This is a genomic window from Streptomyces tibetensis (genome assembly GCF_007655005.1).
Classification (GTDB): Bacteria; Actinomycetota; Actinomycetes; order Streptomycetales; family Streptomycetaceae; genus Streptomyces; species Streptomyces tibetensis.
On record NZ_SZVW01000012.1, the window covers coordinates 162293 to 186671 of the forward strand.

20 protein-coding genes are annotated in these 24379 nt (G+C 72.3%); 7 read left to right on the forward strand and 13 right to left on the reverse strand.

Going from position 1 to position 24379, the window contains the following annotated elements; translation table 11 throughout:
- Nucleotides 1-81 precede the first annotated feature (81 nt).
- Together FDO69_RS21425 and FDO69_RS21430 are read right to left on the reverse strand one after the other, a co-directional pair.
- A complete protein-coding gene (locus tag FDO69_RS21425) occupies nucleotides 82-2451 on the reverse strand; it encodes a polysaccharide lyase 8 family protein (protein WP_104781585.1) in 2370 nt (789 codons plus the stop codon).
- Between the two features lie 113 nt (nucleotides 2452-2564).
- A complete protein-coding gene (locus FDO69_RS21430; RefSeq protein ID WP_104781586.1) occupies nucleotides 2565-3422 on the reverse strand; it encodes an SDR family NAD(P)-dependent oxidoreductase in 858 nt (285 codons plus the stop codon).
- 360 nt (nucleotides 3423-3782) lie between these two features.
- Here FDO69_RS21430 and FDO69_RS21435 point away from each other — a divergent pair, with 360 nt between their 5' ends.
- Together FDO69_RS21435 and FDO69_RS21440 are read left to right on the forward strand one after the other, a co-directional pair.
- Complete coding sequence (locus tag FDO69_RS21435) at nucleotides 3783-4382, forward strand: YceI family protein (protein WP_104781467.1); 600 nt, start codon at nucleotides 3783-3785, stop codon at nucleotides 4380-4382.
- Between the two features lie 218 nt (nucleotides 4383-4600).
- On the forward strand, nucleotides 4601-5386 hold the full coding sequence (locus FDO69_RS21440) for a S1 family peptidase (RefSeq protein WP_104781468.1): 786 nt from the start codon (nucleotides 4601-4603) through the stop codon (nucleotides 5384-5386).
- A gap of 56 nt (nucleotides 5387-5442) precedes the next feature.
- Here FDO69_RS21440 and FDO69_RS21445 read toward each other — a convergent pair whose 3' ends face one another.
- A complete protein-coding gene (locus FDO69_RS21445) occupies nucleotides 5443-6021 on the reverse strand; it encodes a YdeI/OmpD-associated family protein (RefSeq protein ID WP_104781469.1) in 579 nt (192 codons plus the stop codon).
- Nucleotides 6022-6060: 39 nt separating this feature from the next.
- Nucleotides 6061-6645, reverse strand: a complete 585-nt coding sequence (locus tag FDO69_RS21450; RefSeq protein WP_104781470.1) for a TetR/AcrR family transcriptional regulator — start codon at nucleotides 6643-6645, stop codon at nucleotides 6061-6063.
- A 71-nt stretch (nucleotides 6646-6716) separates the two neighbouring features.
- Between FDO69_RS21450 and FDO69_RS21455 the strand changes: the two genes are divergently transcribed.
- Complete coding sequence (locus FDO69_RS21455) at nucleotides 6717-7655, forward strand: DMT family transporter (RefSeq protein WP_104781471.1); 939 nt, start codon at nucleotides 6717-6719, stop codon at nucleotides 7653-7655.
- A gap of 167 nt (nucleotides 7656-7822) precedes the next feature.
- Entirely contained in the window at nucleotides 7823-8995 is a 1173-nt protein-coding gene (locus FDO69_RS21460; RefSeq protein ID WP_104781472.1) for a Cmx/CmrA family chloramphenicol efflux MFS transporter, read from the forward strand.
- A gap of 360 nt (nucleotides 8996-9355) precedes the next feature.
- Here the strand turns inward: FDO69_RS21460 and FDO69_RS21465 are convergent, their stop codons facing one another.
- The gene (locus FDO69_RS21465; RefSeq protein WP_104781473.1) at nucleotides 9356-10705 is read right to left on the reverse strand and encodes a hypothetical protein; all 1350 of its coding nucleotides are present in this window, start codon (nucleotides 10703-10705) and stop codon (nucleotides 9356-9358) included.
- A gap of 139 nt (nucleotides 10706-10844) precedes the next feature.
- On the opposite strand from FDO69_RS21465, the gene FDO69_RS21470 reads away from it, so the two are divergent.
- The gene (locus FDO69_RS21470; protein ID WP_104781474.1) at nucleotides 10845-11504 is read left to right on the forward strand and encodes an SLATT domain-containing protein; all 660 of its coding nucleotides are present in this window, start codon (nucleotides 10845-10847) and stop codon (nucleotides 11502-11504) included.
- Nucleotides 11505-11535: 31 nt separating this feature from the next.
- Here FDO69_RS21470 and cimA read toward each other — a convergent pair whose 3' ends face one another.
- The 6 genes from cimA to ureA form a co-directional block, all read right to left on the reverse strand.
- A complete protein-coding gene (gene cimA / locus FDO69_RS21475; protein WP_104781475.1) occupies nucleotides 11536-13140 on the reverse strand; it encodes a citramalate synthase in 1605 nt (534 codons plus the stop codon).
- A 300-nt stretch (nucleotides 13141-13440) separates the two neighbouring features.
- The gene (locus FDO69_RS21485) at nucleotides 13441-14685 is read right to left on the reverse strand and encodes a TolB-like translocation protein (RefSeq protein ID WP_104781477.1); all 1245 of its coding nucleotides are present in this window, start codon (nucleotides 14683-14685) and stop codon (nucleotides 13441-13443) included.
- Nucleotides 14686-14847: 162 nt separating this feature from the next.
- Nucleotides 14848-15447 (reverse strand): TetR/AcrR family transcriptional regulator, encoded by a 600-nt coding sequence (locus tag FDO69_RS21490; protein WP_104781478.1) that lies wholly within the window; start codon nucleotides 15445-15447, stop codon nucleotides 14848-14850.
- Between the two features lie 8 nt (nucleotides 15448-15455).
- Nucleotides 15456-16493, reverse strand: a complete 1038-nt coding sequence (locus FDO69_RS21495) for an agmatine deiminase family protein (RefSeq protein ID WP_104781479.1) — start codon at nucleotides 16491-16493, stop codon at nucleotides 15456-15458.
- Nucleotides 16494-16502: 9 nt separating this feature from the next.
- On the reverse strand, nucleotides 16503-18215 hold the full coding sequence (locus tag FDO69_RS21500) for an urease subunit alpha (RefSeq protein WP_104781480.1): 1713 nt from the start codon (nucleotides 18213-18215) through the stop codon (nucleotides 16503-16505).
- Nucleotides 18212-18916, reverse strand: a complete 705-nt coding sequence (gene ureA, locus FDO69_RS21505; protein WP_104781481.1) for an urease subunit gamma — start codon at nucleotides 18914-18916, stop codon at nucleotides 18212-18214. The genes FDO69_RS21500 and ureA overlap by 4 nt, the downstream gene beginning before the upstream one ends.
- 115 nt (nucleotides 18917-19031) lie before the next feature.
- Here ureA and FDO69_RS21510 point away from each other — a divergent pair, with 115 nt between their 5' ends.
- A complete protein-coding gene (locus FDO69_RS21510; protein ID WP_104781482.1) occupies nucleotides 19032-20120 on the forward strand; it encodes a cytosine permease in 1089 nt (362 codons plus the stop codon).
- A gap of 113 nt (nucleotides 20121-20233) precedes the next feature.
- Here the strand turns inward: FDO69_RS21510 and FDO69_RS21515 are convergent, their stop codons facing one another.
- Together FDO69_RS21515 and FDO69_RS21520 are read right to left on the reverse strand one after the other, a co-directional pair.
- Nucleotides 20234-21322 carry a branched-chain amino acid aminotransferase gene (locus tag FDO69_RS21515; RefSeq protein WP_104781483.1) on the reverse strand — a complete coding sequence of 363 codons (1089 nt, stop codon included), beginning with the start codon at nucleotides 21320-21322 and terminating at the stop codon, nucleotides 20234-20236.
- Nucleotides 21323-21564: 242 nt separating this feature from the next.
- A complete protein-coding gene (locus tag FDO69_RS21520; RefSeq protein ID WP_104781484.1) occupies nucleotides 21565-22608 on the reverse strand; it encodes a 3-isopropylmalate dehydrogenase in 1044 nt (347 codons plus the stop codon).
- Nucleotides 22609-22762: 154 nt separating this feature from the next.
- Here FDO69_RS21520 and FDO69_RS21525 point away from each other — a divergent pair, with 154 nt between their 5' ends.
- Complete coding sequence (locus tag FDO69_RS21525; RefSeq protein ID WP_104781485.1) at nucleotides 22763-24346, forward strand: purple acid phosphatase family protein; 1584 nt, start codon at nucleotides 22763-22765, stop codon at nucleotides 24344-24346.
- Nucleotides 24347-24379: the final 33 nt, after the last annotated feature.

Sequence of the window (24379 nt, forward strand, 5' to 3'; positions counted from 1 at the left end):
ACCCCTGAACAGAACCCTGACGGGGTTGACCCTTTCTGACTGCTCAGAGGGCGTGTCGCTTGTAGGGGTCATACAAAGCGGTCAGGCGAGAGTCACCTCGCAGACATGTGTGGCGCATGCCTCCCCCGGAGTGACGCACAGGCGCAGCCCGCGGCCGGTGGACAGCACCTCGACCGTCTCGTCCGCGCGGCCGACCCGCCGGACCGGGCGGTCCCAGGCGATCTCCAGGGGCTCGCCGGTGCGGGGCGGTTCGCTCATGCAGAGGGTAGCGGTGCGGCCCCGGACGACGGTCAGCACGCTCGCGGCGGCGGAGACGGTGAGGGGGCCCGCGGTGCCGGCCCTCCAGAAGTTCGCGGCCGTGCAGCCGAGAAAGGGCACGGTGACGGCCTGCCGGCCGGGGTCGTTGGCGAGCACCGACATCCAGTGGCGGTCGGCGGCCCGGCGCGCGACAGCCCGGCGGGAGGCCCCGGGCATCAGGACGTAGGCGTACGTGGCGTCCTCGGGGTCGGTGCCGTGGTCGAGCCAGAGGGTCTGCCAGCGGCGGGTGCGCCGCTCCCGCGTGCCGCCGGTGTTGATGTCGGCCCAGGCGCCGGTGCGGTCCTCGCGCAGCGCCTTCGGCTCGCGGCCGAGCAGGAGCCAGCCGCCGTGGTCCTCCAGGTGGGCCCAGTTGGGGCCTTTGACGAAGCGCGGGGTGCCGGACGCGCCGAGGTTGCGGTTGTCGACGACGGTCTCGACCGGGACGCCGTCGGAGCAGGTGATGCCGGCGCCCAGGCAGATCACCGCGTCCTCGACGCAGAACCAGGACGTGCGGGCCTCCAGGGTGGAGCCGAGGCCCTTGAGGTGCTGGCCGAGGGCCGCGTACCTGCCGTCGGTGGTGCCGCCGACCCAGCGCGTGTCCGGGCGGGCCGTGCCCCACTCGCCGCCTTCGCGGTCGGCGAGCCGTTTGGTGGAGACGGTGGTGCCGGGCAGCCGGTACCAGTCGACGGTCGGCCAGAACCAGTCCGTGTACTGGTCGCTCGCGCCGGACCACCAGCTGACCATGCCCGCGCCGGTGTGCCAGCCGCGGGGGTTCTCGCCGTTGCCGCACTCGTAGTGGGCGATGCGGTCGCTGGCCATGGCGATGTTCACGGTGAAGCCGGAGCCGCGGTGGACGGCACGGTCCATGGCGGGGAAGAGGTGGTGTCCGGCGGGTTCGGGCGCGGCCGGGGCGGGTGAGGCGGCGATGGTGTGCAGCCGGGCCAGGTCGGCGACGCCGAACTGGGGCGCCGTCAGGATCGGGCTCACGGTGTCCCGTTCGATCCAGCCCTTGATGCGGGCGTGCCAGCGGTCCCGTTCCGCCGGGCTCGCGCCGGCCGCGAGGAGGGCGATGGCGGCGATGAGCTGGTGGCCGTGGTAGTGGTCGCTGCGCAGGACCTTGCGGTCGTCGGCGGTGAGGTGACCGCGGCTGATGGCCCGGCCGTTGACGCTGTCCATGACCAGTCCGTCGTGGAGGAGCGGCGCGTAGGCACGCTCGACGCTGTCGAGGACGATCTGCCGGTTCGGGTCGGTGACCTCCCATGCGGATCCGGCGAGCAGGGCGAAGAGCCGGCCGAGGCCGTCGAGCACGACCTGGCCGTAGGTGCCCGAGTAGGCGACCCAGGTGTGCTGGACGAAGGAGCCGTCGGCGTAGAGGCCGTCGCCCCGGGTGACGTACGGGAAGACCGGGGAGAGCGCGTCCCGGGCGAGGGCGATCTTGGCGGGGTCGCGGCCGAGGACACCGCGCACGGCCACGGAGCGGCACAGGTCGACGCGATTGGCGCCGGTGGAGGTGCCGCTGTAGTCGCGGAGGGCCGAGGCGGGGACGAAGTGGTCGACGGCGGCGCAGGCGGCGCTGACCCGGGCCTCCCCCAGCTGCTCGTACAGGGCTGCCGTGATGTCGGTGAGCAGGCGGGGGCTGCCGATCTGCCACTCCCACCAGTTGCCGTAGGGGGTGGTGGAGGGGTGGTAGACGGTGGCGGAGAGGTGGTCGAGGCCGCGCAGGATGCCGGCGAGCAGGGCGGGGTCGGCGGTGGAGCCGGTGCCCTGCTGGACGTAGGCCTGGGTCATGGTCCACAGGCGGGCGTAGCCGAGGGTGAGGCCGGCCGGTGGGTCGAAGGGGTGGCCGGGCCAGAGGGAGTGCGCCGTCGGGGCCATGCTCGCGTGCAGGTCGCGGGCGAGTGCGCCGGTCTCGGCGAGCCGGGCGGCGTAGGGCTCGGCGGTCGGGTCGTAGCCGGTGCCGAGGGAGATGCCCAGCCAGCGGCGGCGGAGGGTGTCGTACGGGTCACCGGGCACGTCGGCGGGCCGGTGCACGGGCGCCGCGCCCCCGGTCGCCGCGAGGGCTGCGGCCGCGAGCAGCACGGCGCGACGGCCGGGCCGGAGCGCGGCGGCGGCCCCGGCGGTGCGGCGGGGGAAGACGCGACGCTGCGGAGTCATGCCCATGCCCTACCACGGGGAGACGGCCACCTGAACGGTGGATCAGGCCGGAGTGACCGGAACGGGGGAACGGCCGCACGGGCCGGCCACTGCGGCTCGGCGGATACGACGGCTCAGCCGAAGCGGTCGAGCAGGCGGCGGTACAGACCCGGTGCGAGGCCTCGGACCCGGCCGGGGACGGTCAGCCAGGTGGGGACGTAGGCCTCGTCGCGGTTGTGCCGGACGGCCTCCCAGATCGTGCCGGCCACGCAGCCCGGCGAGAGGAGACCGGTGCGGGTGCCGTCGTAGGGCCTGCCGCGGCGGGTGTGGAAGGCCGTGTCGACGGCTCCGGGCACGACGAGGGTGACGCCCACCCCCGTGCCGCGCAGTTCCTGGCGCAGTGCCTCGGCGAAGGCGGCGAGGCCTGCCTTGGCGGCGGAGTACACCGCCTCCTCCCGCAGGCCCACGCAGCCCGCGACCGAGCCGAGCAGCACCACGCGGCCGCGTCCTGCGGCGATCATGGAGGGCAGCACCTCACGCACGAGGTGCAGCGTGGCGTTGAGGTCGAGGGTCAGCACCCGGTCGATGTCGGTGTGCGGCATGGCGGTGAAGGGGCCGGTCCAGCCCATGCCCGCCCCGGCGACCAGGACGTCGATGCGGCCGGTGGTGTGCAGTGCGGACTGGGCCAGCAGGCGCGGGCCGTCCGGGGCGGCGAGGTCGGCGGGCAGTACGACGGCAGAGGTGCCGGACGCCGTCTGCTCAAGGCGGCGCCTGTCGCGTCCGCTGAGGAGCAGCTGCCAGCCGTCCATGGCGAAACGCCGTGCCGTGGCCGCGCCGATGCCGGAGGAGGCGCCGGTGACCAGGGCCACGCGCCGGTCGAGGCGTCGCGGTGGCCCGTACTGGTGCACGCGGGCGGGGACGGGGGCCGTGGAGCGGCGCGGGGCGGGATCCGCCGTCGGGTCGTGGGCCGAGCCGGAGCCGGTGAGTGTCACGAGTCGCTCTCCCCTGCGCTGGGCGTCCGCCGTGGTCTCGTCTGTCTCCATGCGCTCCCTTTACACGGAACCCCGTCTCGCCGGACGCCGCCACCGCACCGGGTACCGGCCGGGGTCGGGCGCTTTGGCCACGGTGGGTCGGCGACCCCTGGGCCGACCGGTGCAGAGCCGCCGTGCACCGCGTCCGGCGGGTCCACCCCGGCGGGCCGTGAGATTGCGCCAAGCGGTGGAACGAGAGGGGTGCGGCAGACGCGGCGGAGGAAGCCTCAACGAAGATGTTGAACATTGAACGGAATAGGTCTACGGTGGGTCGCGTTGGAGTAGTTAAACATTCAACATCACGCACAGGAGGCGTACACCATGAGCATCTTCAGCCGCAACGACACCCGGACCGCCGCCGACACCGCCGTGAACCCGGAGCTGGCCGCCCTGACCGGCGACTACACGATCGACCCCGCACACTCGACGATCGGCTTCACCGCCCGGCACGCCATGGTCACGAACGTCAAGGGCAGCTTCCAGGACTTCACCGGCACGCTGCGGCTCGACGGCACCGATCCGGCGCGCTCGACGGCCTCCCTCGACGTCGTGATGGCCAGCATCGACACCGGCAACGCCGACCGCGACGGCCATCTCAAGAGCGCGGACTTCTTCAAGACGGACGAGTTCCCGGCCATGACCTTCCGCTCCACCGGCGTGGAGGCCCTGGGCGGCGACGACTACCGGATCACCGGCGACCTGACGATCCTCGGCACCACCCGCCCGCTCGCCATCGACCTCGAGTTCAACGGCGCCGCGACGGACCCGTTCGGCAACGAGCGCGTCGGCTTCGAGGGCAAGGCGGAGATCCTGCGCTCCGAGTTCGGCCTGACCTGGAACGCCGCGCTGGAGACCGGCGGCGTCCTGGTCTCCGACAAGATCAAGCTGAACTTCGACATCTCGGCCATCAGGAACGTGTGAGCCCCGTGGGACCGGCTCGGTGAGTCATCGCCGGGCCGGTCTGGCCGGTTCCCGCCCCTTGTGCAGAGACTGTCGGCGTTCTCATAATCCAGCAGCAATATTTTGACCAGTCCATGCCAGCACATGGACGTTCTTTTTGCCCTTGCTGCTGTCATGTGCTCGTCAATTTGATGCTTCGGTTGCACCTCCCCAGTCAACCCCCCACGGAAGGCATCACGTTGAAGAGACTTCTCACGGCCCTCAAGAGATGCGCGGTCCTCGGCGCCGCCGCGCTCGCGATCGCCAGTCTCCAGCCCGTCTCCGCCGCGCAGGCCGCCCCGTCGCCCGTCGTCGGCGGGACCCGGGCCGCGCAGGGCGAGTTCCCGTTCATGGTCCGGCTCTCCATGGGCTGTGGCGGCGCGCTCTACACCCAGCAGATCGTGCTCACGGCAGCGCACTGCGTGGGCGCCTCCGGCAACAACACGAGCATCACGGCCACCGCGGGGGTCGTCGACCTCCAGTCCACCAGCGGCCGTGTCCAGGTCCGCTCCACCAAGGTGCTGCGCGCCCCCGGCTACAACGGCACCGGCAAGGACTGGGCGCTCATCAAGCTCGCCCAGCCCATCAACCTGCCGACCCTGAAGATCGCCACCACGACGCAGTACAACACCGGTGACTTCACCGTCGCCGGCTGGGGCGCGAACCGGGAAGGCGGCTCCCAGCAGCGCTACCTCCTCAAGGCGACCGTGCCGTTCGTCAGCGACGCCGCGTGCAAGGCCTACGGCGGCCTCTACAGCGACCTCGTCGCGAACGAGGAGATCTGCGCCGGCTTCGACGCGGGCGGTGTCGACACCTGCCAGGGTGACTCCGGCGGCCCGATGTTCCGCAAGGACAACGCCGGCAACTTCGTCCAGGTCGGCATCGTGAGCTGGGGCGAGGGCTGCGCCCGGCCCGAGGCTCCCGGCGTCTACACGGAGGTCTCCACCTTCGCCTCCGCCATCGCTTCGGCGGCGTCGACCCTCTGACACCCGGCTTCGGGCCCGGCACCGAGGGGTGTCGGGCCCGTTCGGCCTGTGCGGGCTCAGCTGTCCGGGCCCGCCGACTCCAGCTTCGCCACCGCCACCGCCACCTGAGCGGCCCGGCTCCGCGCCGTCCTGGCCCGCAGCACGCCGAGCATCGCCAGGTACCTGTCCGTCCGCCCGAGGGCCGCGAACGCCGCGGCGGCCCGGGGATTTTGCTCCAGCGCCGCCGCCAGGTCCTCGGGGACCTCGGCCTCCTTCTGTGACGCGTACGCCGTCTCCCACCGGCCGTCCGCCCGTGCGGCCGCCACCTCCGCGAGCCCGCCGGGCCGCATCCGCCCAGTGGCGGTCAGCTCCCCGACCCTCCGGACGTTGGCCAGGGACCAGAGACCGCCCGGACGCCGCGGCGTGATCCGCTGGAGGTAGTACGCCTCGTCGAGCCCCTTGCGCTGCCCGGTGATCCACCCGTGGCACAGGGCCACGTCGTTGACGCCTGCGGCGCTGACGGAGGGGATGCCCGAGCCCTTCTTCGCGACCCTGACCCAGAGCCCGGGATGCGACGCCGGGGCGGCGGAAAGCCAGGAGTCCAGTTCGGCCGCGTCCTCGAAGGACAGGGGGCCGGTGCCGTCGGAGGTGGTCATGACGCCACCGTAGGGCGAGGTCAGGACAGTTCCTGTCCGCTACGCGAGCAGTGCGCGGGCCTGTTCGCGGGCCTGGGCGATGGCGTCGGGGAAGACGCCCAGGCCATGGGCGACCAGGGCACCCTCGTGCAGCAGCATGAGCGTCCGGGCCGTCACCTCCGCCGTCTCGGGCTCGATCTCCGCGGCGAACGCGGTGAACAGTTGGAGCATCCACCGCTTCTGCCCGGTGATGACCGGGTGGGCCGGATGGGCGGGGTCGCTGATCTCCGCATGGGCGTTGACCATGCTGCACCCCTTGGGACTGAACTCCTCCGCCCAGGCGCGCGAGGCGTCGAACACCGTCAGGACGCGCACGCGCGGGTCCGGGTCCGCCGCGTCGAGGCGCTCGGCGAGGAAGGCCCGCCAGCGCTCGTCGCGCTCCGCGAGGTACTCCACGACGATCTGCTCCTTGGAGCCGAACCGGTCGTAGAGGGTCTTCTTCGTGACCCCGGCCTCGGCGGCGATGAGGTCGACGCCGACGGCGTGGATGCCGCGCTCGTAGAACAGCCGGGCGGCGGCCGCCAGGGCCCGGCGGGCGGCGGGCGTCATCGTGATCCGGCGCGGGGTCGGTGTGGTGGTACCCATGACACCGACTATACCGATCTGTATAGTCGACGGGGAACAGGTAAACAGATCTGTCTACTGGTTGTGATGTCGTGAACGTCCTCTTCTCCCTCGCCTTCGTCCTGTGCTGGAGTTCCGGTTTCATCGGCGCCAAGCTCGGCGCCGGCAGCGCGTCCGCGCTCACGATCCTGATGTGGCGGTTCCTGCCCCTGGCCGTCGTCCTCGTCGCCGTCGCCGTCGTCATGCGGGCGGCCTGGCGGGGCCTCACCGCCGGGGACCTGACCCGGCAGGCCGTGGTCGGCGTGCTGTCGCAGAGCGGCTATCTGCTCAGTGTCTACCAGGCCATCCAGCTCGGTGTCTCCAGCGGAACGACGGCCCTGATCGACGGGGTTCAGCCCCTGGTCGCCGGGGCCCTCGCGGGGCCGCTGCTGGGGCAGTACGTCTCGGGCCGGCAGTGGATCGGTCTGGGCCTGGGACTCAGCGGCGTCGCCGTGGTCACCCTGACCGACGCCGCGGCGGGCGGCGATGTGGCGTGGTGGGCGTACGCGGTCCCGCTGCTCGGCATGCTGTCCCTGGTCGCGGCGACGTTCCTGGAGGGCCGGTCCCGCTCGCGGGTCGCCCCGTCGGTGTCGCTGACCGTCCACTGCGCCACCAGCGCGGTTGTCTTCTCCGTCCTGGCCCTCGGCACCGGGACCGCCGCGCCGCCCACCCGGGGGGACTTCTGGGTGGCGGTCGCCTGGCTCGTGGGACTGTCCACGTTCGGTGGCTACGGGTTGTACTGGCTCATCCTGAAGCGTTCCGGTGTCACCAGGGTCAACACACTGATGTTCCTGATGGCCCCGGTCACCGCGGTGTGGGGCGCGCTGATGTTCGGGGAGCCGTTCGGTGTGCAGACCGTCCTCGGGCTCACCCTCTGCCTCGCCGCGGTCGTGATCGTCCACCGCGGGGGCGGCCGGAGGGACACGAGCCTGACCGCCGCCCGCGCGGAGTCCGGGGAAAACCGGTGGACCCGGTCCCCCGGGCCTGCCTAGCCTGCCGTCCATGTCCAGCCCCGAGGCGTCCAGAGTGCGGCCACCGGCTCTCCGGTGGCTGTTCGTGACGCCGATGCCGGGCCGCTGAGGCCGCCCGCTCCGCTCCGCTGCCGGTTTGCCGTCCGACGTGTCATGTCCGACGTCGACTTCCGGTGCGGAGTTCTTTCATGCCGTTCGCTCTTCTTCTGCTGGGCCTTGCCGTGTTCGCGCAAGGCACGTCCGAGTTCATGCTGTCCGGGCTGGTGCCGGACATCGCGCGGGACCTGGGGGTGTCCGTCCCCGCGGCGGGCACGCTGACCTCGGCCTTCGCGGCCGGGATGGTGGTGGGTGCGCCCCTCGTGGCGGGGCTCGCGCGGCGCTGGCCGCGGCGCGGCGCCCTGCTGGCGTTCCTCGTCGTGTTCCTCGCGGTCCATGTCGTCGGTGCGCTCACCGGCAGCTTCGCCGTCCTGCTCGCCACCCGGGTGGTGGGGGCGCTCGCCAACGCCGGTTTCCTGGCCGTCGCCCTGGTCGCCGCCGCGGGCATGGTTCCACCCGATGCGAAGGGGCGGGCCACGTCCACGCTGCTGGGCGGAGTGACGCTGGCGTGTGTCGCCGGGGTCCCGGCCGGGGCCGTGCTCGGCGAACTGTGGGGCTGGCGCGCCGCGTTCTGGGCCGTGGTGCTGGTGTCGCTGCCCGCGCTGTTCGCGGTGGCGCGGTCCGTTCCGGGTGGTGCGGCCGAGGGTGAGCCGCCCGCGCTGCGCGGTGAACTGCGCTCGCTGCGCCGCTCCCGGCTGCTCGTCACCCTGCTGCTGGGCGCCCTGGTGAACGGCGCGACGTTCTGCACGTTCACCTATCTCGCGCCGCTGGTCACCGAGGTAACAGGGCTGGGCAGCGCCTGGGTCCCCGGAGTCCTGGCCCTGTTCGGGGCCGGGGCGTTCCTCGGCGTGACCGCCGCCGGGCGTTTCGCCGACCGGCGTCCCGTGCCGGTCCTCGTCGGCGGGGGCCTGGCACTGGGCGCGGGCTGGTGCGCCCTGGCCCTTGGGGCCGGGCACCCTGCCGTGGCACTCGCGCTCGTCTTCGCGCAGGGCGCCCTGTCCTTCGGCGTCGGCTCCACACTGATCGCCCGGGCGCTGTACGCGGCGCAGGGCGCGCCGACCATGGCCGGCGGCTTCGCGACGGCGGCGTTCAACGTGGGCGCGGCGCTGGGCCCTTGGGCCGGAGGTGCGGTGATCGGCGCGGGGCTCGGGTACCGGGCGCCGGTGGGGGTCAGCGCGGGTCTGGTGGCGCTGGCGTTCCTGGTCGCCGGGGTGGCCGCCCGGAAGCGTGAGCGGACCGTCGGACCGGAGACGCTTCGAGCCTGAGCTATGCGGCACGGGCGCGCCGGGCGCGGAGCTGCCAGGCCTTTTGTCCGGTGCGGCGAACGTGTGCGCCGGGCGTCGCGACCCCGCTCGGCGCACCCTCGGCACCTCGCCACCGGCACCCGCCCCCGCCGCGTGTCCGGTTGCGGCGAACGTATGTGCCGGGCGTCGCGACCCCGCTCGGCGCACCCTCGGCACCTCGCCACCGGCACCCGCCCCCGCCGCGTGTCCGGTTGCGGCGAACGTATGTGCCGGGCGTCGCGACCCTGCTCGGCACACCCTCGGCACCTTGGCACGGGCACCCGCCCCCGGCGCGCTCCGGCCAGTCGCTCGTACCGGAGTCCGGGCCGGGCGCGGGATCGCTCAGAACCCGCCCCCGAAGTCCCCGCCCCCACCGAAGTCCCCGCCTCCGAATCCGCCTCCGAAGTCACCCCCGAAATCGCCGGCGCCGAAGTCCGCGCCCGAGAGGTCGCCGCCCTCGTAGCCGCCGAAGTCGCCGTAGCCGGAGCCGTAGTCGGCAGCGTAGGCGGGGCCGGCCATCATGCTGCCGAGCATGGTTCCGACGAGGAGGCCGGGCAGCAGGCCGCCGCCGAAGTAGCCGCCGGCCCAGGGGCCGTACGCCGGTCCGGCCTCCCAGTAGGGGCGGCGGCCGTAGTCCGTGTCGACCTCGCGGATCACCGGGTCGCGGCCCTCGGCCAGACGCCTGCCGTCGGCCGCGCAGACGGGGACCTCCCGGGCGGTGCCGGCCGGTGGCGTCCAGGTGGCATCGGCGACGGAAGGGCCGTGGCGCGGGTCGAAGAAGCAGGGCGGGCGGCGCTCCGGCAGGGCCCCGCCCGCACGGCGGGCCGCGAGCCGGACCAGGGAGAACCGGCCGTCCTCCACGGCCTGGGTGACGGCCCGGACGTCCTCCGGTTTGGTCGCGGCCGCCATCAGGGACTTGGCCTGTTCGTAGGAGTCCAGGGCACGCTCGTAGTCGGTGCGCATCGCGTCGTCGGCGCCGGGCTCCCCGGGATGGAAGTCGAGCCGGTCGAGCTCCTCGCCGAACGCGGTGATGTCCTCGTCGACGACCACCCGCAGCTTCTCCAGCGCGGCCCGCTGCTCCTCCTCGTGGCGGCGCCGGTTGCGGCGGACCATCGCGTAGGCGCCTGCGCCGCCGGCCGCCGCCAGGGCGCCGATGGTGACCAGGCCGCCGACCGGCACGTCGGTGCCCGAGCCGTCGCTCCAGCTGCTCGGCGCCGAACCGCCCACGTTGCGCAGGGCGTCGTCGACGAAGTCGTTCAGCTGGGCCTTGGTGTCACCCGCGCCCTGCACCGCCGTGACCAGGTTGGACACCGCCTGCCTGCTCATCACGGAGCTGTCGGCCCGGGCGTCGAACCGGTCACCGAGGTGGATGCCGTACAGGCCGGTGATGCCGGTCTCCGTGCGGAGGTTCCGGAAGAGGTCCTGCGTGGGGTAGCCGGCCGGGAGGACCGCCACGAAGACGGGCTTGTCGGCGTCCTTGATCTTGTCGGCGAGCGCCTGCGCGTCCGACGCCGCGAGCTGCCCGGAGGCGGCCGGATCGACGTAGACGGGGCTCTCGCGCAGCTCCCGGGCGACCTGGGAGAGGTCGGTGGCCGCGTGCGCGCCCGGCGCACCGGCCAGCAGCACCGCCAGTACGGCGGCGAACGGCACGATCAGCAGACGTACGACGGTACGCACCAGTGCGGCCCTCATATGTTCGAAAGTACCTGAAACGGCGCAGAAAGGGTTATCCGTCGAGGCGGGGATTTGTCGGCGCGGCTGCGCCTAGGATGCCCCTGGCCATCCAGGAGGGCGGGAGCGGGACATGTTCGGACGACGCAGGGCTGCAGACATGACGGTGTCCGAACTGACCGAGCTGGACCGGTCGCGTACGCGCGCCGACCTGCTGTGGGAGCTGTTCCGGCACGCCGAGGCGGAGGTGACGTCGGCGATCGGCTGGTATCTGGCCCGCCGCAGGGGGCCGTCGCTGTGGTCGCGTTCGCTGCGGGCGCTCGCCACACTGCTGGGCATAGTCGGCACGATCACGCCGCTGGTGCACGCGGCCTCGCCCACGACCGTGCAGCCCGAGTGGGGGTTCGTGTTCCTGGCCGGCGGCGCGGGCTGTGTGCTGTTCGACCGGATCTTCGGGTTCTCGGCGTCCTGGACCCGCTACATCCGCGCGGAGATGGCGCTGCAGCAGATCCTGAAGAAGGCGCAGTCCGACTGGGCGCAGGCGTTCCTGAGGACCACCGACTCCCCCAGCGACAAGGAGCAGGCCGCCCTGCTCGGGGTGATCGAGCGGCTGCGGACCGACGCGCAGCGGATCATCGAGGACGAGGGCGCGGCGTGGGTCGGCTATCTGGCCGACGGCGTCGAGGAGCTGACCCGCTCCACCAGTACCGCCACCGGCCAGCGCTCCCACACCGCGGGCCTCTTCCGTCTCGAGCGGACCCCGGGCCGCGACCGCGGCGGCGAGGTCCCGGGGCCGCGATCCCGGGACACCGCGATGTGACACGCGCCCCGGGCTCCCGGCCGGCCCGCTGCTACTGCGCCGGATCGACCCCCGCGCGCAGCAGCCCGTAGGTGTACGCGTCCTCCAGGGCCTGCCAGCTCGCGGCGATGACGTTCTCCGCGACGCCGACCGTCGACCACTCCCCCGCACCGTCGGACGTGGAGATCAGCACGCGGGTCGTGGAGTTGGTGCCGTGCTTGCCCTCCAGGATGCGGACCTTGTAGTCCACCAGCTCCAGCTTGGCGAGCTGCGGGTAGATCTTCTCCAGGCCCACGCGCAGGGACCGGTCGAGGGCGTTGACCGGGCCGTTGCCCTCTGCGGTGGCGACGATGCGCTCGCCCTTGGCCCACAGCTTGACCGTGGCCTCGTTGGCGTGGGAGCCGTCGGGCCGGTCCTCGACGATGGCCCGCCAGGACTCGACCTCGAAGTAGCGCAGCGGCCTGCCCTGGACCTCGGCGCGCAGCAGGAGTTCGAAGCTCGCGTCGGCGGCCTCGTAGGTGTAGCCCTCGAGTTCGCGCTCCTTCACCCGCTCGACCACCCGGCCGACCAGCTCGCGGTCGCCGCCGAGGTCGACGCCGAGCTCCTTGCCCTTGAGCTCGATGGACGCCCGCCCGGCCATGTCGGAGACCAGCATCCGCATGGTGTTGCCGACCGTCTCGGGGTCGATGTGCTGGTACAGGTCCGGGTCGACCTTGATCGCCGAGGCGTGCAGTCCGGCCTTGTGGGCGAAGGCGGAGAGGCCGACGTAGGGCTGGTGCGTGGAGGGGGTGAGGTTGACGACCTCGGCGATGGCGTGCGAGATGCGCGTCATCTCACGCAGACGGCCCTCGGGCAGGACCTTCTTGCCGTACTTCAGCTCCAGGGCCGCCACGACCGGGAAGAGGTTGGCGTTGCCGACGCGCTCGCCGTACCCGTTGGCCGTGCACTGCACGTGCGTCGCGCCGGCGTCGACGGCGGCCAGGGTGTTGGCGACCGCGCAGCCCGTGTCGTCCTGGGCGTGGATGCCGAGCCGGGCGCCGGTGTCGGAGAGGACCGTGGCGACGACCGCCTGGATCTGGGCGGGGAGCATGCCGCCGTTGGTGTCGCACAGGACGACGACGTCCGCGCCGGCCTCCGACGCCGTACGGACGACCGCCTTGGCGTACTCGGGGTTGGCGCGGTAGCCGTCGAAGAAGTGCTCGCAGTCGATGAAGACCCGGCGGCCCTGCTCCTTGAGGAAGGACACGGTGTCGCGGACCATCGCCAGGTTCTCGTCCAGGGTGGTGCGCAGCGCGAGCTCGACGTGGCGGTCGTGCGACTTGGCGACGAGCGTGATCACCGGTGCGCCGGACTCCAGGAGCGCCCTGACCTGAGGGTCCTGGTCGGCGGTGGTGCCGGCGCGGCGGGTGGAGCCGAACGCGACGAGCTGGGCGTGCCGGAAGTCGATCTCCTGCTGGGCGCGGGCGAAGAACTCGGTGTCCCGGGGGTTGGCGCCCGGCCAGCCGCCCTCGATGAAGCCCACGCCGAAGTCGTCCAGGTGCCGTGCGATGGCCAGCTTGTCCGCGACGGTGAGGTTGATGCCCTCCCGCTGGGCGCCGTCGCGCAGGGTGGTGTCGAAGACGTGGAACGAATCGTCGAGCTCGCTGGTTTCGGTCATGGTCTCAAGGCTCCTGAGATGGGATCTCGGTCGTACCGGAATGACCGGCTCCACCGCCCTCACATACTCCCTCGCGCTCTCGCCTCCGGCTGTGGGTGGGCCAGAAATGCGAAAAACCTCTCGCGGGTGCGAGAGGTCTGCGCGCGGGTCGAGGACGACGGTGTCCACCCGTACCTGGTCGTACGTGATGGTCACTGCGGACCGGCGCGCCTGCTGCCAATAATCATGGCGAACGAGAGCACGGGGGAAGTCTGGCACACCCCCCGCGCTCCGCTCACCACCGTCTCAGGATGCGGTCGGTCACCCCAGGTGACGGACGTAGATGTGCGAGGTGTCGTAGGTGTCGCCGGGGACGAGGTCGGGCGAGGAGCTGCCGAAGGCGAGGGTGCGGCCGTCGCGGTCGATCACCGGGGCGGACACACTCTGGTCGTTCGGGCCGCCCTGCGCGTCCGGGCTGGCCAGGGTGGTGCGACCGGTGCGCAGGTCGCGGACGTAGGCCCGGGTCGTGCGGTTGGTGTCGCCCGGGTCGGCCGAGGCGAAGGCCAGGTGGCGGTTGTCGGCGCTGAGCTGCGGATACGCGGTGAAGGCGGCCGGGTCGCCGGCGTCGATCCGGCGCAAAGCGCCCGTCTTCAGGTCGCGTACGAAGACGTTGTGCCCCCGGTTGGTGTCGCCCGGGGTGAGCCGTGAGTCGAGCGAGTTGAAGACCGCGTACCGGCCGTCCGCGCTGATCTGCGGGAACTCGGTCTGCCCGTCGGAGGTCAGGCCGTCCGGGGCACGGTCGGCCTGGATCAGCTCGCCGCTCGGGACGTCGCGGACGTATGCGTCGCTCCAGTCGCCCGAGGCGGGGTGCGGGACGAAGAACTGGTAGCCGACGCGCTTGCCGTCGGCGCTGATGGACGGATTGGTGGCGGCGGTCTTGCGCTCGCCCCCGGCGGGCACCTGGCTGATGCGGACGGCCTTGCCGGTGGTGCGGTCGACGCGGTAGACGCGGCCCCAGCGGTCCTCCCCCTCCGCGGGTGCGGACCGCTCGGCGACGAAGGCGACGTAGCGTCCGTCGGCGCTGATGGCGGGCCGCCGGCCGGCGTCGTAGCCCGGGGCGACGGTGTCCTCGATGCGCTGTACGGCACCGGTCCTGAGGTCCTCGACCCAGATGTGGCTCAGTCCGTCGCCGGGATCGATGACGCTGAACGCCAGGTACCGGCCGTTGCCGCTCAGCGCGACATCGTCGACGGAGCCGTCCACCGAACCGCCGGCCCTCCGGGTCGTGCCGGTCGTCAGGTCGCGTACGAACGCGTCGGCCGCGCCGTCGGTGTCCCCGGCGACGAGGTTGTCGGCGTGGGAGACGAAGGCCAGACGGCGGCCGTCCGCGCTGAGGCTCGGCCCCCGGGACGGGGCGTTGCCGTCGGTGCCGTCCGGGGCGACGCTCGCCTTCTCGGTGCGCGGCGGCGCCGGCGCGGCGGTCGCGGGCAGCGCGGCGGCCATGCCGAGCGTGACGGCCAGGGCCACGCCGAGCACGCCGGACGTGGCCCTCATGGTGCTGGTCATGTGCTGTTTCCCCCTGTTGTTCCCGGGGCGCGCCCGAGGCCTGAGCCCCGGTGTTCCCCGTGGACGCTTCTCCCCCGGCCCCGCGCCGAGGGCTGCACAGAGCCAACATCACCACGGGCCAGAGGGTCAATCCACCGTATTGAGTACAACCCGGGCGTGCGTTCAGCCGTCCGCGAGGAGGCTGTCGGCAAGGAACTCGCCCACGTGCAGGAGGATCTGCGCCCGGTCGGTGCCGCGCAGGCCGATCGCCACGTGGATGGCGAAGCCGTCCAGCAGGGCCCGCAGCCGGGCGGCGAACCGGTCCGGGTCGACGCGGCGGAACTCGCCCCGCGAGATGCCCTCGGCGAGCAGGGCGACCAGGTCGCGGTGCCATGCGCCCTCGATGGCGGCCTGCCGGTCCCGGGCGTCCTCATCGGCGTTCTGCGAGCGGTTCCAGACCTCCAGCCACAGCGTCCAGTGCGGGTCGCGGTGGCCGTCGGGGACGTACAGGTCGACATAGGCGTCGAGGCGTTCGCGGGCGGGCGCGGTCCGGGTGAGCAGCCGCCCCCGCTCGACCCCGAGCCGGCCTTCGCTCCACTCCAGGGTGCGCAGCAGCAACTCGTCCTTGGAGCCGAAGTAGTAGAGCAGGTGGCCGCTGCTCATCCCGACCTCGCGGCCGAGCGCCGCCATGGTGAGCTTCTCCAGGCCGCGCTCGGCGATCATCTCCATGGCCGCGGCGAGAACGTCCTCGCGGGGCGGGGCCTGCCGTCGCCCACCGGCCATGTGTGCTCCTAGATCCTCGGTTGCTGCTGCGTGATGCAGTGGATGCCGCCACCGCCCGCGAAGATCGTACGGGCGTCCACCAGGGTCACGGTGCGCTCGGGGAACAGGCGGCGGAAGATGCCGGCCGCGATCTCGTCGCGCGGGTCGTCGAAGCCGCACAACACCACGCCGCCGTTGCAGAGGTAGTGGTTGATGTAGGAGTAGTCGGCCCAGTGGCCGTCGGCCTCCAGGACGGTGGGGGCGGGGACCTCGACGACCTCCAGTCGCCGTCCGCGCGCGTCCGTCTGCGATCCCAGCAGGCCGATGACGTCCTTGGTCACCTCGTGGTCGGGATGGGCGGGGTCCGGCTGGGAGTGGGCGACGACGACGCCCGGGCGGGCGAAGGCCGCGACGATGTCGACGTGGCCGAGGGTGCCGAGCCCATGGGGAGGATAGTCGCCGGTCAGACCGCGCGGCAGCCAGATCGCCTTGCGGGTGCCGAGCCGGGCGTGGATCTCGGCCTCGACCTGCTCGCGGGACCAGCCCGGGTTGCGCTCCGGGCCGAGCTGGACGGTCTCGGTCAGCAGGACGGTGCCCTCGCCGTCGACATGGATCGCCCCGCCCTCGTTGACGAGCGTCGAGGCGTACGTCCGTGCCCCGGCGAGGTCGGCGACGTGTGCGGCGATCTTCGCGTCGTGCTCCCAGCGGGCCCACTCCTGGGCGCCCCAGCCGTTGAACGTCCAGTCGACGGCGGCTAGTTCACCCTTCCCGTCGGTCAGGAAGGTCGGACCGATGTCGCGCATCCAGGCGTCGTCGAGCTCCCGCTCGACCATGTCGACGCCCTCGCCCAGCAGCGCCCGCGCCTCGCCCGACTGCCCCGGCCCGCACACCACCGTCACCGGCTCGAAGCGGCGCACGGCCCGGGCCACCGCGGCCCAGGCGACCCGGGCGGCGGCCAGCTCCCCGGGGTCGTCGAAGGTCTGGTTCGGGCCCGGCCAGGCCATCCAGGTGCGCTCGTGCGGAACCCATTCGGCGGGCATGTGGTAGCCGTCGGCGGCTGCGGACATCGTTGATCCTCAGAGGAAGTAGAGACGGTTGAGGGAGACGGACTCGGCCGGTTCGGAGCGCAGCGGCTCGCCGTCGAGGGTGACGAGGCCGGTGCGCTGGTCGACGTCGACGGCTCCGGTACGGGAGTTGAGGCGCAGGTCGGCCGGGCCGATACCGCGGGTGCCGCGCACGGCGACCCTGCGCCGCCGGGTCGGCATGGTGTCGTTGCCCTGGTCGAGCGCGGCCTGCGCGACGAACGCCACCGAGATGTCGGCCGGTGTCGCCCCGTGCGCGCCGAACTGCGGCCCGAGGACGAGGGGTTCGCAGGTGTCGGTCGCCGCGCCCGGGTCGCCGACCACGCCGTACGCGGGGAAGCCGGCCTTCAGCACCAGTTGCGGTTTGGCGCCGAAGTACTCGGGCCGCCACAGCACGATGTCGGCGAGCTTGCCGGTCTCGATCGATCCGACCTCGTGCGCGAGGCCGTGTGCGAGGGCAGGGTTGATGGTCAGCTTGGCCATGTAGCGCAGGACGCGCTCGTTGTCGTGCTCGTCGTCGGGGGCGCCGAACTCGGCCTTCATCTTCCCGGCCATGGCGAACGTACGACGGACCGTCTCGCCCGCGCGCCCCATGCCCTGCGCGTCCGACGAGGTGATGCCGATGGCGCCGAGGTCGTGCAGGACGTCCTCGGCGCCCATGGTGCCGGACCGGATGCGGTCGCGGGCCATGGCGGCGTCGCCGGGCAGGTCGGTCTTGAGGTCGTGGACCGAGACGATCATGCCGTAGTGCTCGGCGACGGCGTCCCGGCCGAAGGGCAGGGTCGGGTTGGTGGAGGAGCCGATGACGTTCGGCACGCCCGCCATCTTCAGGACGTTGGGGACGTGCCCACCGCCGCAGCCCTCGATGTGGAAGGCGTGGATGGTCCGGCCCTCCAGCACGCGCAGGGTGTCCTCCACCGACAGGCACTCGTTCAGCCCGTCGCTGTGCAGGGCCACCTGGACGTCGTGCTCCTCGGCGACGCGCAGGGCGGTGTCCAGCGCCCGGGTGTGGGCGCCCATGTCCTCGTGCACCTTGAAGCCGCTCGCCCCGCCCTCGGCGAGGGCCTCGACCAGGGGCGCCTCGCGGGAGGAGGAACCCCGGCCCAGGAAGCCGATGTTGACCGGCCAGGCGTCGAACGCGTTGAACGCGTGCCGCAGCGCCCAGGGCGAGTTGACGCCGACACCCCAGACCGGCCCGAACTCCTGCCCGATGACCGTGGTGACGCCGGAGGCGAGCGAGGCCTCCATGATGCGCGGCGACAGCAGGTGGACGTGGGTGTCGACCGCGCCGGCGGTGGCGATGAGGCCCTCGCCGGAGACGATCGAGGTGCCCGTGCCGACGACGACGTCGACCCCGTCGAGGGTGTCGGGGTTGCCGGCCCGCCCGATCGAGCAGATCCGGCCCTCGCGGATGCCGATGGACACCTTCCGGACGCCCTGCACGGCGTCGATCACCACGACGTTGCTGATCACGACGTCACAGGTCTCCCGGACCGCGGCGGCCTTGAGATGCAGCCCGTCGCGGGCGGTCTTGCCGAACCCGGCGAGGAACTCGTCGCCGTGGAGCTGGGAGTCGGACTCGACCCGGACGACCAGCCCCGAGTCACCGAGACGGAGGCGGTCACCGGCGCGCGGCCCGTGGGTGGCGGCGTACTCGTGCGGGGTGAGGCGGCGGGCCTCGGCGGGGTGGCCTCCCGGGCGGCTCATCGCTCCACCTCCTGATCGGCTGTTCGCGGTACACCGAGGTAGCCGCAGGCGGCGGCCCGCCGCAGCGCCTCCTCCTTCACGCCAGGCGCGTCCAGCGGCCCGTCGACGAGCCCGGCGAACCCGATCGCGATCCGCGCGCCCCCGATCGGCACCAGTGCGACCTCGGCGCTCTCCCCCGGCCCGAACCGCACGGACGACCCTGCGGGCACGGCCAGTCGCATGCCGAAGGCCCGGCCGCGGTCGAAGTCGAGACGGGGGTTGGCCTCGAAGAAGTGGAAGTGGGAGGTCACCGAGACGGGCACGGTCGCGGTGTTGGTGACCGTGAGCCGCTCGGCCGGCTCGGTCTCGGGACGGTCCGGCCCGGGCAGCAGGGCGCCCGGGGCGTCCGGCCCCGAGCCGCCGCCGATGGGGTCGGAGACCACCGCGAGGCGGGAACCGTCGTCGAAGACGGCCTCGACGTGCACCTCGGTGACCACGTCGGCGACGCCGGGCAGCACGTCGTCGGGCCCCAGGACGGACCGGGCCGCCTCGACCGCCTCCGCGAGCCGCCTGCCGTCCCGGGCGGCCTCGCACACCGTGTCGGCGATGAGCGCGGTCGCCTCGGGGACGTTGAGCCTCAGCCCTCTGGCCCTGCGGGCGCGGGCGAGCTCGGCGGCGCCGAAGAGCAGCAGCCGGTCGCGTTCGGTCGGGGTCAGCCGCATGTCACTCCCTCCTTTTAGAGCAACACTCTAAACATAAATTTCCCACGCCCGGAAGGTTGACGCCAGACCTGCTCGCCCAGCACATTGAACGTCGCTCTAACCGAGGGAGACCAGCATGCCGATCGAACAGCGCGGAGTCGACACCATCCCGGAGGGGGAACGCACGAGCGGGCCGCGGGATCTCGTCTCGATCCTGCTCGGCTCCAACCTCTGCCTGGGCGTGATCGTCTTCGGCTGGCTGCCGCCGTCCTTCGGCCTGGACTGGTGGTCGTCGGTCGGCGCGGTGCTCGCGGGCACGGTGGTGGGCGTGCTGTTCACGGCCCCGCTGGCACTGGTCTCGCTGCGCACCGGCACCAACCTGTCGACCTCCTCCGGCGCCCAGTTCGGGGTGCGCGGGCGGCTGGTGGGATCGGTGGTCGGGCTGCTGCTGGCCCTCGGCTACACCGCGCTGACGGTGTGGATCGGCGGGGACGTGATGGTGACTGTGCTGGGCCGGCTGGCCGGACTGCCGCAGGGCGGGATCTCGTACGGCGTGATCTACGGGCTGCTCGCCGCGGCCACCGTCGCGGGCGCCGTCCACGGCTACCGGGTCCTGCTGGCGATGTCACGCGTGCTGGCGTTCGGCATGACGGCCCTGCTGGCGCTCGGCGTGATCGCCTACGCCCCCGGCTTCACCGCCGCCGCACTGCCGGAGACCGGCGGCTATCTGCTCGGCGGGTTCTGGCCCACCTGGCTGCTCGCGGCCGTGGTCGCCACGGTGTGTGTCTTCGCCGGGCACTACTACTCGACCGCTCAGGACGCGATGACGTCCTTCGTGCTGCTCCTGACCGCCATCGGCACGCCCTGGGCGGTCATCACCCTCATCGGCTTCGCCCGCTGCGGCGGGGTCTACGACGCGGACGCCCTCCAGGTCTTCAACCGCCGCGCCCGGGGCGGCGTCTACTGGTACCGCTCCGGCTGGAACGTCCCGGCGACCCTCTCCTGGGCGGCCGGGGCGACGGTGGGCGTCCTGGCGGTGTCCCTGCCGTCGTACGAGGGGCCGCTGCTGGCACTTACCGGCGGGGTGGACTGCAGTTTCCTGCTGTCGGGGGTGGTGGGAGGGGTGGCGCACGCGCTGACGGCCCCGGGCTCGCCCGTGGAGGAGCCCGGGGCCGGTGAGGCGACGGCCGCTTCTCGCCCGATCGATTCGCGCCCCGCGTCCTGACGGACCGGGTTTCCCGACGTGGCGAAGGTCCGGCTTCCTGGCCGACCGAGTCGCGCGGTGGGTGGGCATAGGCCCGGGGGTCCGGGGGCGGAGCCCCCGGGGGCCAGGGGCGCTCACCCCAGTCGGTGCATCCAACCGTGGGCGTCCGAGGCCGTACCCCGCTGAATGTCCAGCAGTGCGCGGCGCAGCCGCAGCGTGACCTCGCCCGGCTCTCCCCCGCTCTGCTTCCACTCCGCCCCGGCCCGCTTCACCGTACCGACCGGAGTGATCACCGCGGCCGTACCGCAGGCGAAGACCTCGGTCAGCGAGCCGTTCTCCGAGTCCCGCTGCCACTGGTCGACCGAGACCCGGCCCTCCTCGGCCTCGTACCCGAGGTCACGGGCGACGGCGAGCAGGGAGTCGCGTGTGACGCCCTCCAGGATCGACCCGGTGAGGGACGGCGTGACGATCTTGTTCCCGTACACGAAGTACAGGTTCATGCCGCCCAGCTCCTCGACCCAGGTGTGCTCCACGGCGTCGAGGTAACAGACCTGGTCGCAGCCCTTCGTCGCGGCCTCGGCCTGCGCGAGCAGGGACGCCGCGTAGTTGCCGCCCGTCTTCGCGTCGCCCATGCCGCCGGGGACGGCGCGGACGCGGTCCTCGGAGACCCAGATGGACACAGGCTTCACACCACCGGGGAAGTACGCCCCGGCCGGAGAGGCGATCACCAGGAACAGGTACTCGTTGGCCGGCTTCACACCCAGCCCGACCTCAGTGGCGATCATGAAGGGGCGCAGGTAGAGGGACTCCTCACCGCCGTGCGCCGGCACCCATGCCTTGTCCTGCTGCACCAGGACGTCGCACGCCTCGATGAACATCTCGACCGGCAGCTCGGGCATCGCGAGCCGGCGGGCGGAGCGCTGGAACCGCTCGGCGTTCTTCTCGGGGCGGAAGGTGGCGACGGATCCGTCGGGCTGCCGGTAGGCCTTCAGTCCCTCGAAGATCTCCTGTGCGTAGTGCAGGACGGTGGTGGCGGGGTCGAGGGAGATCGGCGCGTACGGCACGAGCTGACCGTCGTGCCAGCCCCGGCCTTCCGTCCACTTGATCGTCACCATGTGGTCGGTGAAGTGGCGGCCGAACCCGGGGTTGGCCAGGATCTGCTCGCGTTCGGCGGCGGAGAGCGGGATGGCGGAGGGCTTGAGCTCGATCGTGGGCGTCGTCATGGGTTGATGTCCTTCACCGGTTGTAGTGACGGGCCGCGCTCGGTACTGCTCTGATGGTGACCAGTGCTAGGACGTCCGAGCATTCCCTCATGTCGCGGCCTCGCGTTCGATTATCGCCCGGGGGCGGCGGCGGAAGGAACGGGGTGACTGCGGCCCGGTGGTCGATGGTGGCACCCGGCGGGAACATGCGGAAGCCGCCGGGCGCGGTTGCGACCCGGCGGCCTGCGGAAAGCAGCGGCGGGTCAGCCGGCTACGCGTACGGCGAGCGCGTCGCCGATCTCCGAGGTGGAGCGGGCGGGCTTGCCGGTGCGCTCGCCGAGGTCGGCGGCGACCGCCTCGTCGATGCGGGCGGCCTCGGCCTCGTAGCCGAGGTGGCGCAGGAGCAGGGCGACGGACAGCACGGTGGCGGTCGGGTCGGCCTTCCCCTGCCCGGCGATGTCCGGGGCCGAGCCGTGCACGGGCTCGAACATGGACGGGAAGTCGCCGGAGGGGTTGATGTTGCCGGAGGCGGCGACGCCGATGCCGCCGGAGACGGCCGCGGCCAGGTCGGTGACGATGTCGCCGAAGAGGTTGTCCGTGACGATCACGTCGAAGCGCTCGGGCTGCGTGACGAGGTAGATCGTCGCCGCGTCCACGTGCATGTACTCGGTGGTGACCTCGGGGAACTCCTCGGCCACCTTGTTGAAGACGTTCGTCCACAGGTGACCCGCGAAGGTCAGCACGTTGTTCTTGTGGATCAGCGCGAGCTTCTTGCGGGGGCGGGCCTGGGCACGGGCGAAGGCGTCGCGGACCACGCGCTCGACACCGAAGGCGGTGTTCACGGAGACCTCCGTGGCGACCTCGTGCTCGGTGCCCTTGCGGATGGTGCCGCCGTTGCCGGTGTACGGGCCCTCGGTGCCCTCACGGACCACGACGAAGTCGATCTGCGGCTCGCCCGCGAGCGGGGTGGCGACACCCGGCAGGAGCTTGGAGGGACGCAGGTTGACGTGGTGGTCGAAGGCGAAGCGCAGCTTGAGCAGGAAGCCGCGCTCCAGGACGCCGGAGGGCACGCTCGGGTCGCCGATCGCGCCGAGCAGGATGGCGTCGTGCCGCTTCAGGGCGTCGAGGTCGGCGTCGGTGAGGGTCTCACCGGTGGCGTGGTAGCGCCGGGCGCCGAAGTCGTACTCCTCGGTCTCCAGCTTCACATCCTGCGGAAGGACGGCGGAGAGGACCTTCAGACCTTCGGCCACGACCTCCTGGCCGATGCCGTCACCGGGAATCACTGCGAGATTGATGCTGCGAGACATGCGGGCACCCTACTCCTCGTCCCATGGGATGACACACGATGTCCGTGATGCGGACAGACCCGAGGCGCCCACTCGGGGGACGGCACGCGGCCGTCGGGTGCCGTTCACCCGTACGTGGTGCGGTCGTCGGCCTTTGCTGGGAAGTTCTCGGGACATGGAGATCCCCCACTTCGGCATCCCGCCCGAGCTCGCACGCCGGATGAGCATGGCGGAGCAGCACGAGTACCTGCGGACCCGGCTGTCGCGGCGGCGCACCCTGGTGACCGCGGGCGCGGTGGCGAGCGGGCTGCTGACCGGCTGCGGCTCCGGCTCGGGCTCCCGTTCCGGGCAGGGCGGCGCCACGGCGTCCGGGAGCCCGTCGCCCGCCACGTCGAAGGCACCTGGCTCCCTGGTCATCCCCTTCGGTCGTCATCTGGCCTTCGGCGCCGATCCGAAGACTCAGATGCGGATCTCATGGCAGGTGCCGCTCGCGGTGAAGAAGCCGTACGTCCGGGTCGGCCTGCGCCCCGACGACCTCGGCCGCAAGGTCGAGGCGGAGCTGCGCGACCTGCACACCCCGGAGCTGAAGGGCATCCGGGCGGCGGTCGAGCAGTACTACCTGCACGCGGCGCTGGACGGGCTGCGCCCGGGCACGACGTACTACTACGGCGTCGGCCACGAGGGCTTCGACCCGGCCTCCCCGCGGCACCGGTCGACCGTCACGTCCTTCCGCACGGCACCGGCGAGCCCGCCCGAGCGTTTCGTGTTCACCGCGTTCGGCGACCAGGGCGTCGGTGACGAGGCGGCCCTCAACGACCGTACGCTGCTGCGCCGCGAGCCCGCCTTCCATCTGCACGCCGGCGACATCTGCTACGCCGACCCCACCGGCAAGGGCAAGGAGTCGGACGTCTTCGACGCGAGCCAGTGGGACCGGTTCCTCAAGCAGACCGAGTCCGTGGCCCGGTCGGTGCCGTGGATGGTGACGACCGGCAACCACGACATGGAGGCCTGGTACTCACCGGACGGCTACGGCGGCCAGCTCGCCCGGTTCTCCCTGCCGGACAGCGGCTTCGACGCGCGTACGGCACCGGGCGTGTACGCCTTCACCTACGGCAACGTCGGTGTGGTCGCGCTGGACGCGAACGACGTGTCGTACGAGATCCCCGCCAACTTCGGCTACACGGAGGGCCGGCAGACGAAGTGGCTGGATGAGAAGCTCGGCGAGCTGCGGTCCTCGAAGGACGTCGACTTCATCGTCGTCTTCTTCCACCACTGCGCGTACTCGACGTCCACGCACGCCTCCGACGGCGGGGTGCGCGCCGAGTGGCTGCCGCTGTTCGCCCGGCACGAGGTGGACCTGGTGATCAACGGACACAACCACGTCTACGAACGCACCGACGCGATCCGGGGCGGTGAGGTGGGCAGGCCGGTGCCGGTCGGCGGGACGACGGATCCGAGGCGGGACGGGATCGTGTACGTCACCGCGGGCGGCGGCGGCAAGGAGCTGTACGGCTTCCCCGACGGCGTGAAGGAGAGCTACGAGGGCAACACCGCCGACCACGAGCCGGTCGCCACGTTCCGGTGGACCAAGTCCCAGGACACGAGGGCGGAGTCGGCACAGTGGTCACGGGTGCGCTACCGCGGTTTCTCGTTCCTCTCGGTGGAGGCGGTCAGCGGCGCCGGTCCGAGGCTGAAGGTGTCGGCGCTGGCGTCGAACGGTGAGCGGATCGACCACTTCGAGGTGCGGCGCGGGGCGTGAAACCCCGCACCGCGCCTCGTCGGGCGGCTCCCG

Excerpts from the sequence above, each read along its gene's own strand:
- FDO69_RS21425 (WP_104781585.1), bottom strand. The coding sequence starts at position 2,451 with ATGACTCCGCAGCGTCGCGTCTTCCCCCGCCGCACCGCCGGGGCCGCC.
- FDO69_RS21435 (WP_104781467.1), top strand. The coding sequence starts at position 3,783 with ATGAGCATCTTCAGCCGCAACGACACCCGGACCGCCGCCGACACCGCC.
- FDO69_RS21445 (WP_104781469.1), bottom strand. The coding sequence starts at position 6,021 with ATGACCACCTCCGACGGCACCGGCCCCCTGTCCTTCGAGGACGCGGCC.
- FDO69_RS21450 (WP_104781470.1), bottom strand. The coding sequence starts at position 6,645 with ATGGGTACCACCACACCGACCCCGCGCCGGATCACGATGACGCCCGCC.
- FDO69_RS21460 (WP_104781472.1), top strand. The coding sequence starts at position 7,823 with ATGCCGTTCGCTCTTCTTCTGCTGGGCCTTGCCGTGTTCGCGCAAGGC.
- FDO69_RS21465 (WP_104781473.1), bottom strand. The coding sequence starts at position 10,705 with ATGAGGGCCGCACTGGTGCGTACCGTCGTACGTCTGCTGATCGTGCCG.
- FDO69_RS21470 (WP_104781474.1), top strand. The coding sequence starts at position 10,845 with ATGACGGTGTCCGAACTGACCGAGCTGGACCGGTCGCGTACGCGCGCC.
- cimA (WP_104781475.1), bottom strand. The coding sequence starts at position 13,140 with ATGACCGAAACCAGCGAGCTCGACGATTCGTTCCACGTCTTCGACACC.
- FDO69_RS21485 (WP_104781477.1), bottom strand. The coding sequence starts at position 14,685 with ATGACCAGCACCATGAGGGCCACGTCCGGCGTGCTCGGCGTGGCCCTG.
- FDO69_RS21490 (WP_104781478.1), bottom strand. The coding sequence starts at position 15,447 with ATGGCCGGTGGGCGACGGCAGGCCCCGCCCCGCGAGGACGTTCTCGCC.
- FDO69_RS21495 (WP_104781479.1), bottom strand. The coding sequence starts at position 16,493 with ATGTCCGCAGCCGCCGACGGCTACCACATGCCCGCCGAATGGGTTCCG.
- FDO69_RS21500 (WP_104781480.1), bottom strand. The coding sequence starts at position 18,215 with ATGAGCCGCCCGGGAGGCCACCCCGCCGAGGCCCGCCGCCTCACCCCG.
- ureA (WP_104781481.1), bottom strand. The coding sequence starts at position 18,916 with ATGCGGCTGACCCCGACCGAACGCGACCGGCTGCTGCTCTTCGGCGCC.
- FDO69_RS21510 (WP_104781482.1), top strand. The coding sequence starts at position 19,032 with ATGCCGATCGAACAGCGCGGAGTCGACACCATCCCGGAGGGGGAACGC.
- FDO69_RS21515 (WP_104781483.1), bottom strand. The coding sequence starts at position 21,322 with ATGACGACGCCCACGATCGAGCTCAAGCCCTCCGCCATCCCGCTCTCC.
- FDO69_RS21520 (WP_104781484.1), bottom strand. The coding sequence starts at position 22,608 with ATGTCTCGCAGCATCAATCTCGCAGTGATTCCCGGTGACGGCATCGGC.
- FDO69_RS21525 (WP_104781485.1), top strand. The coding sequence starts at position 22,763 with ATGGAGATCCCCCACTTCGGCATCCCGCCCGAGCTCGCACGCCGGATG.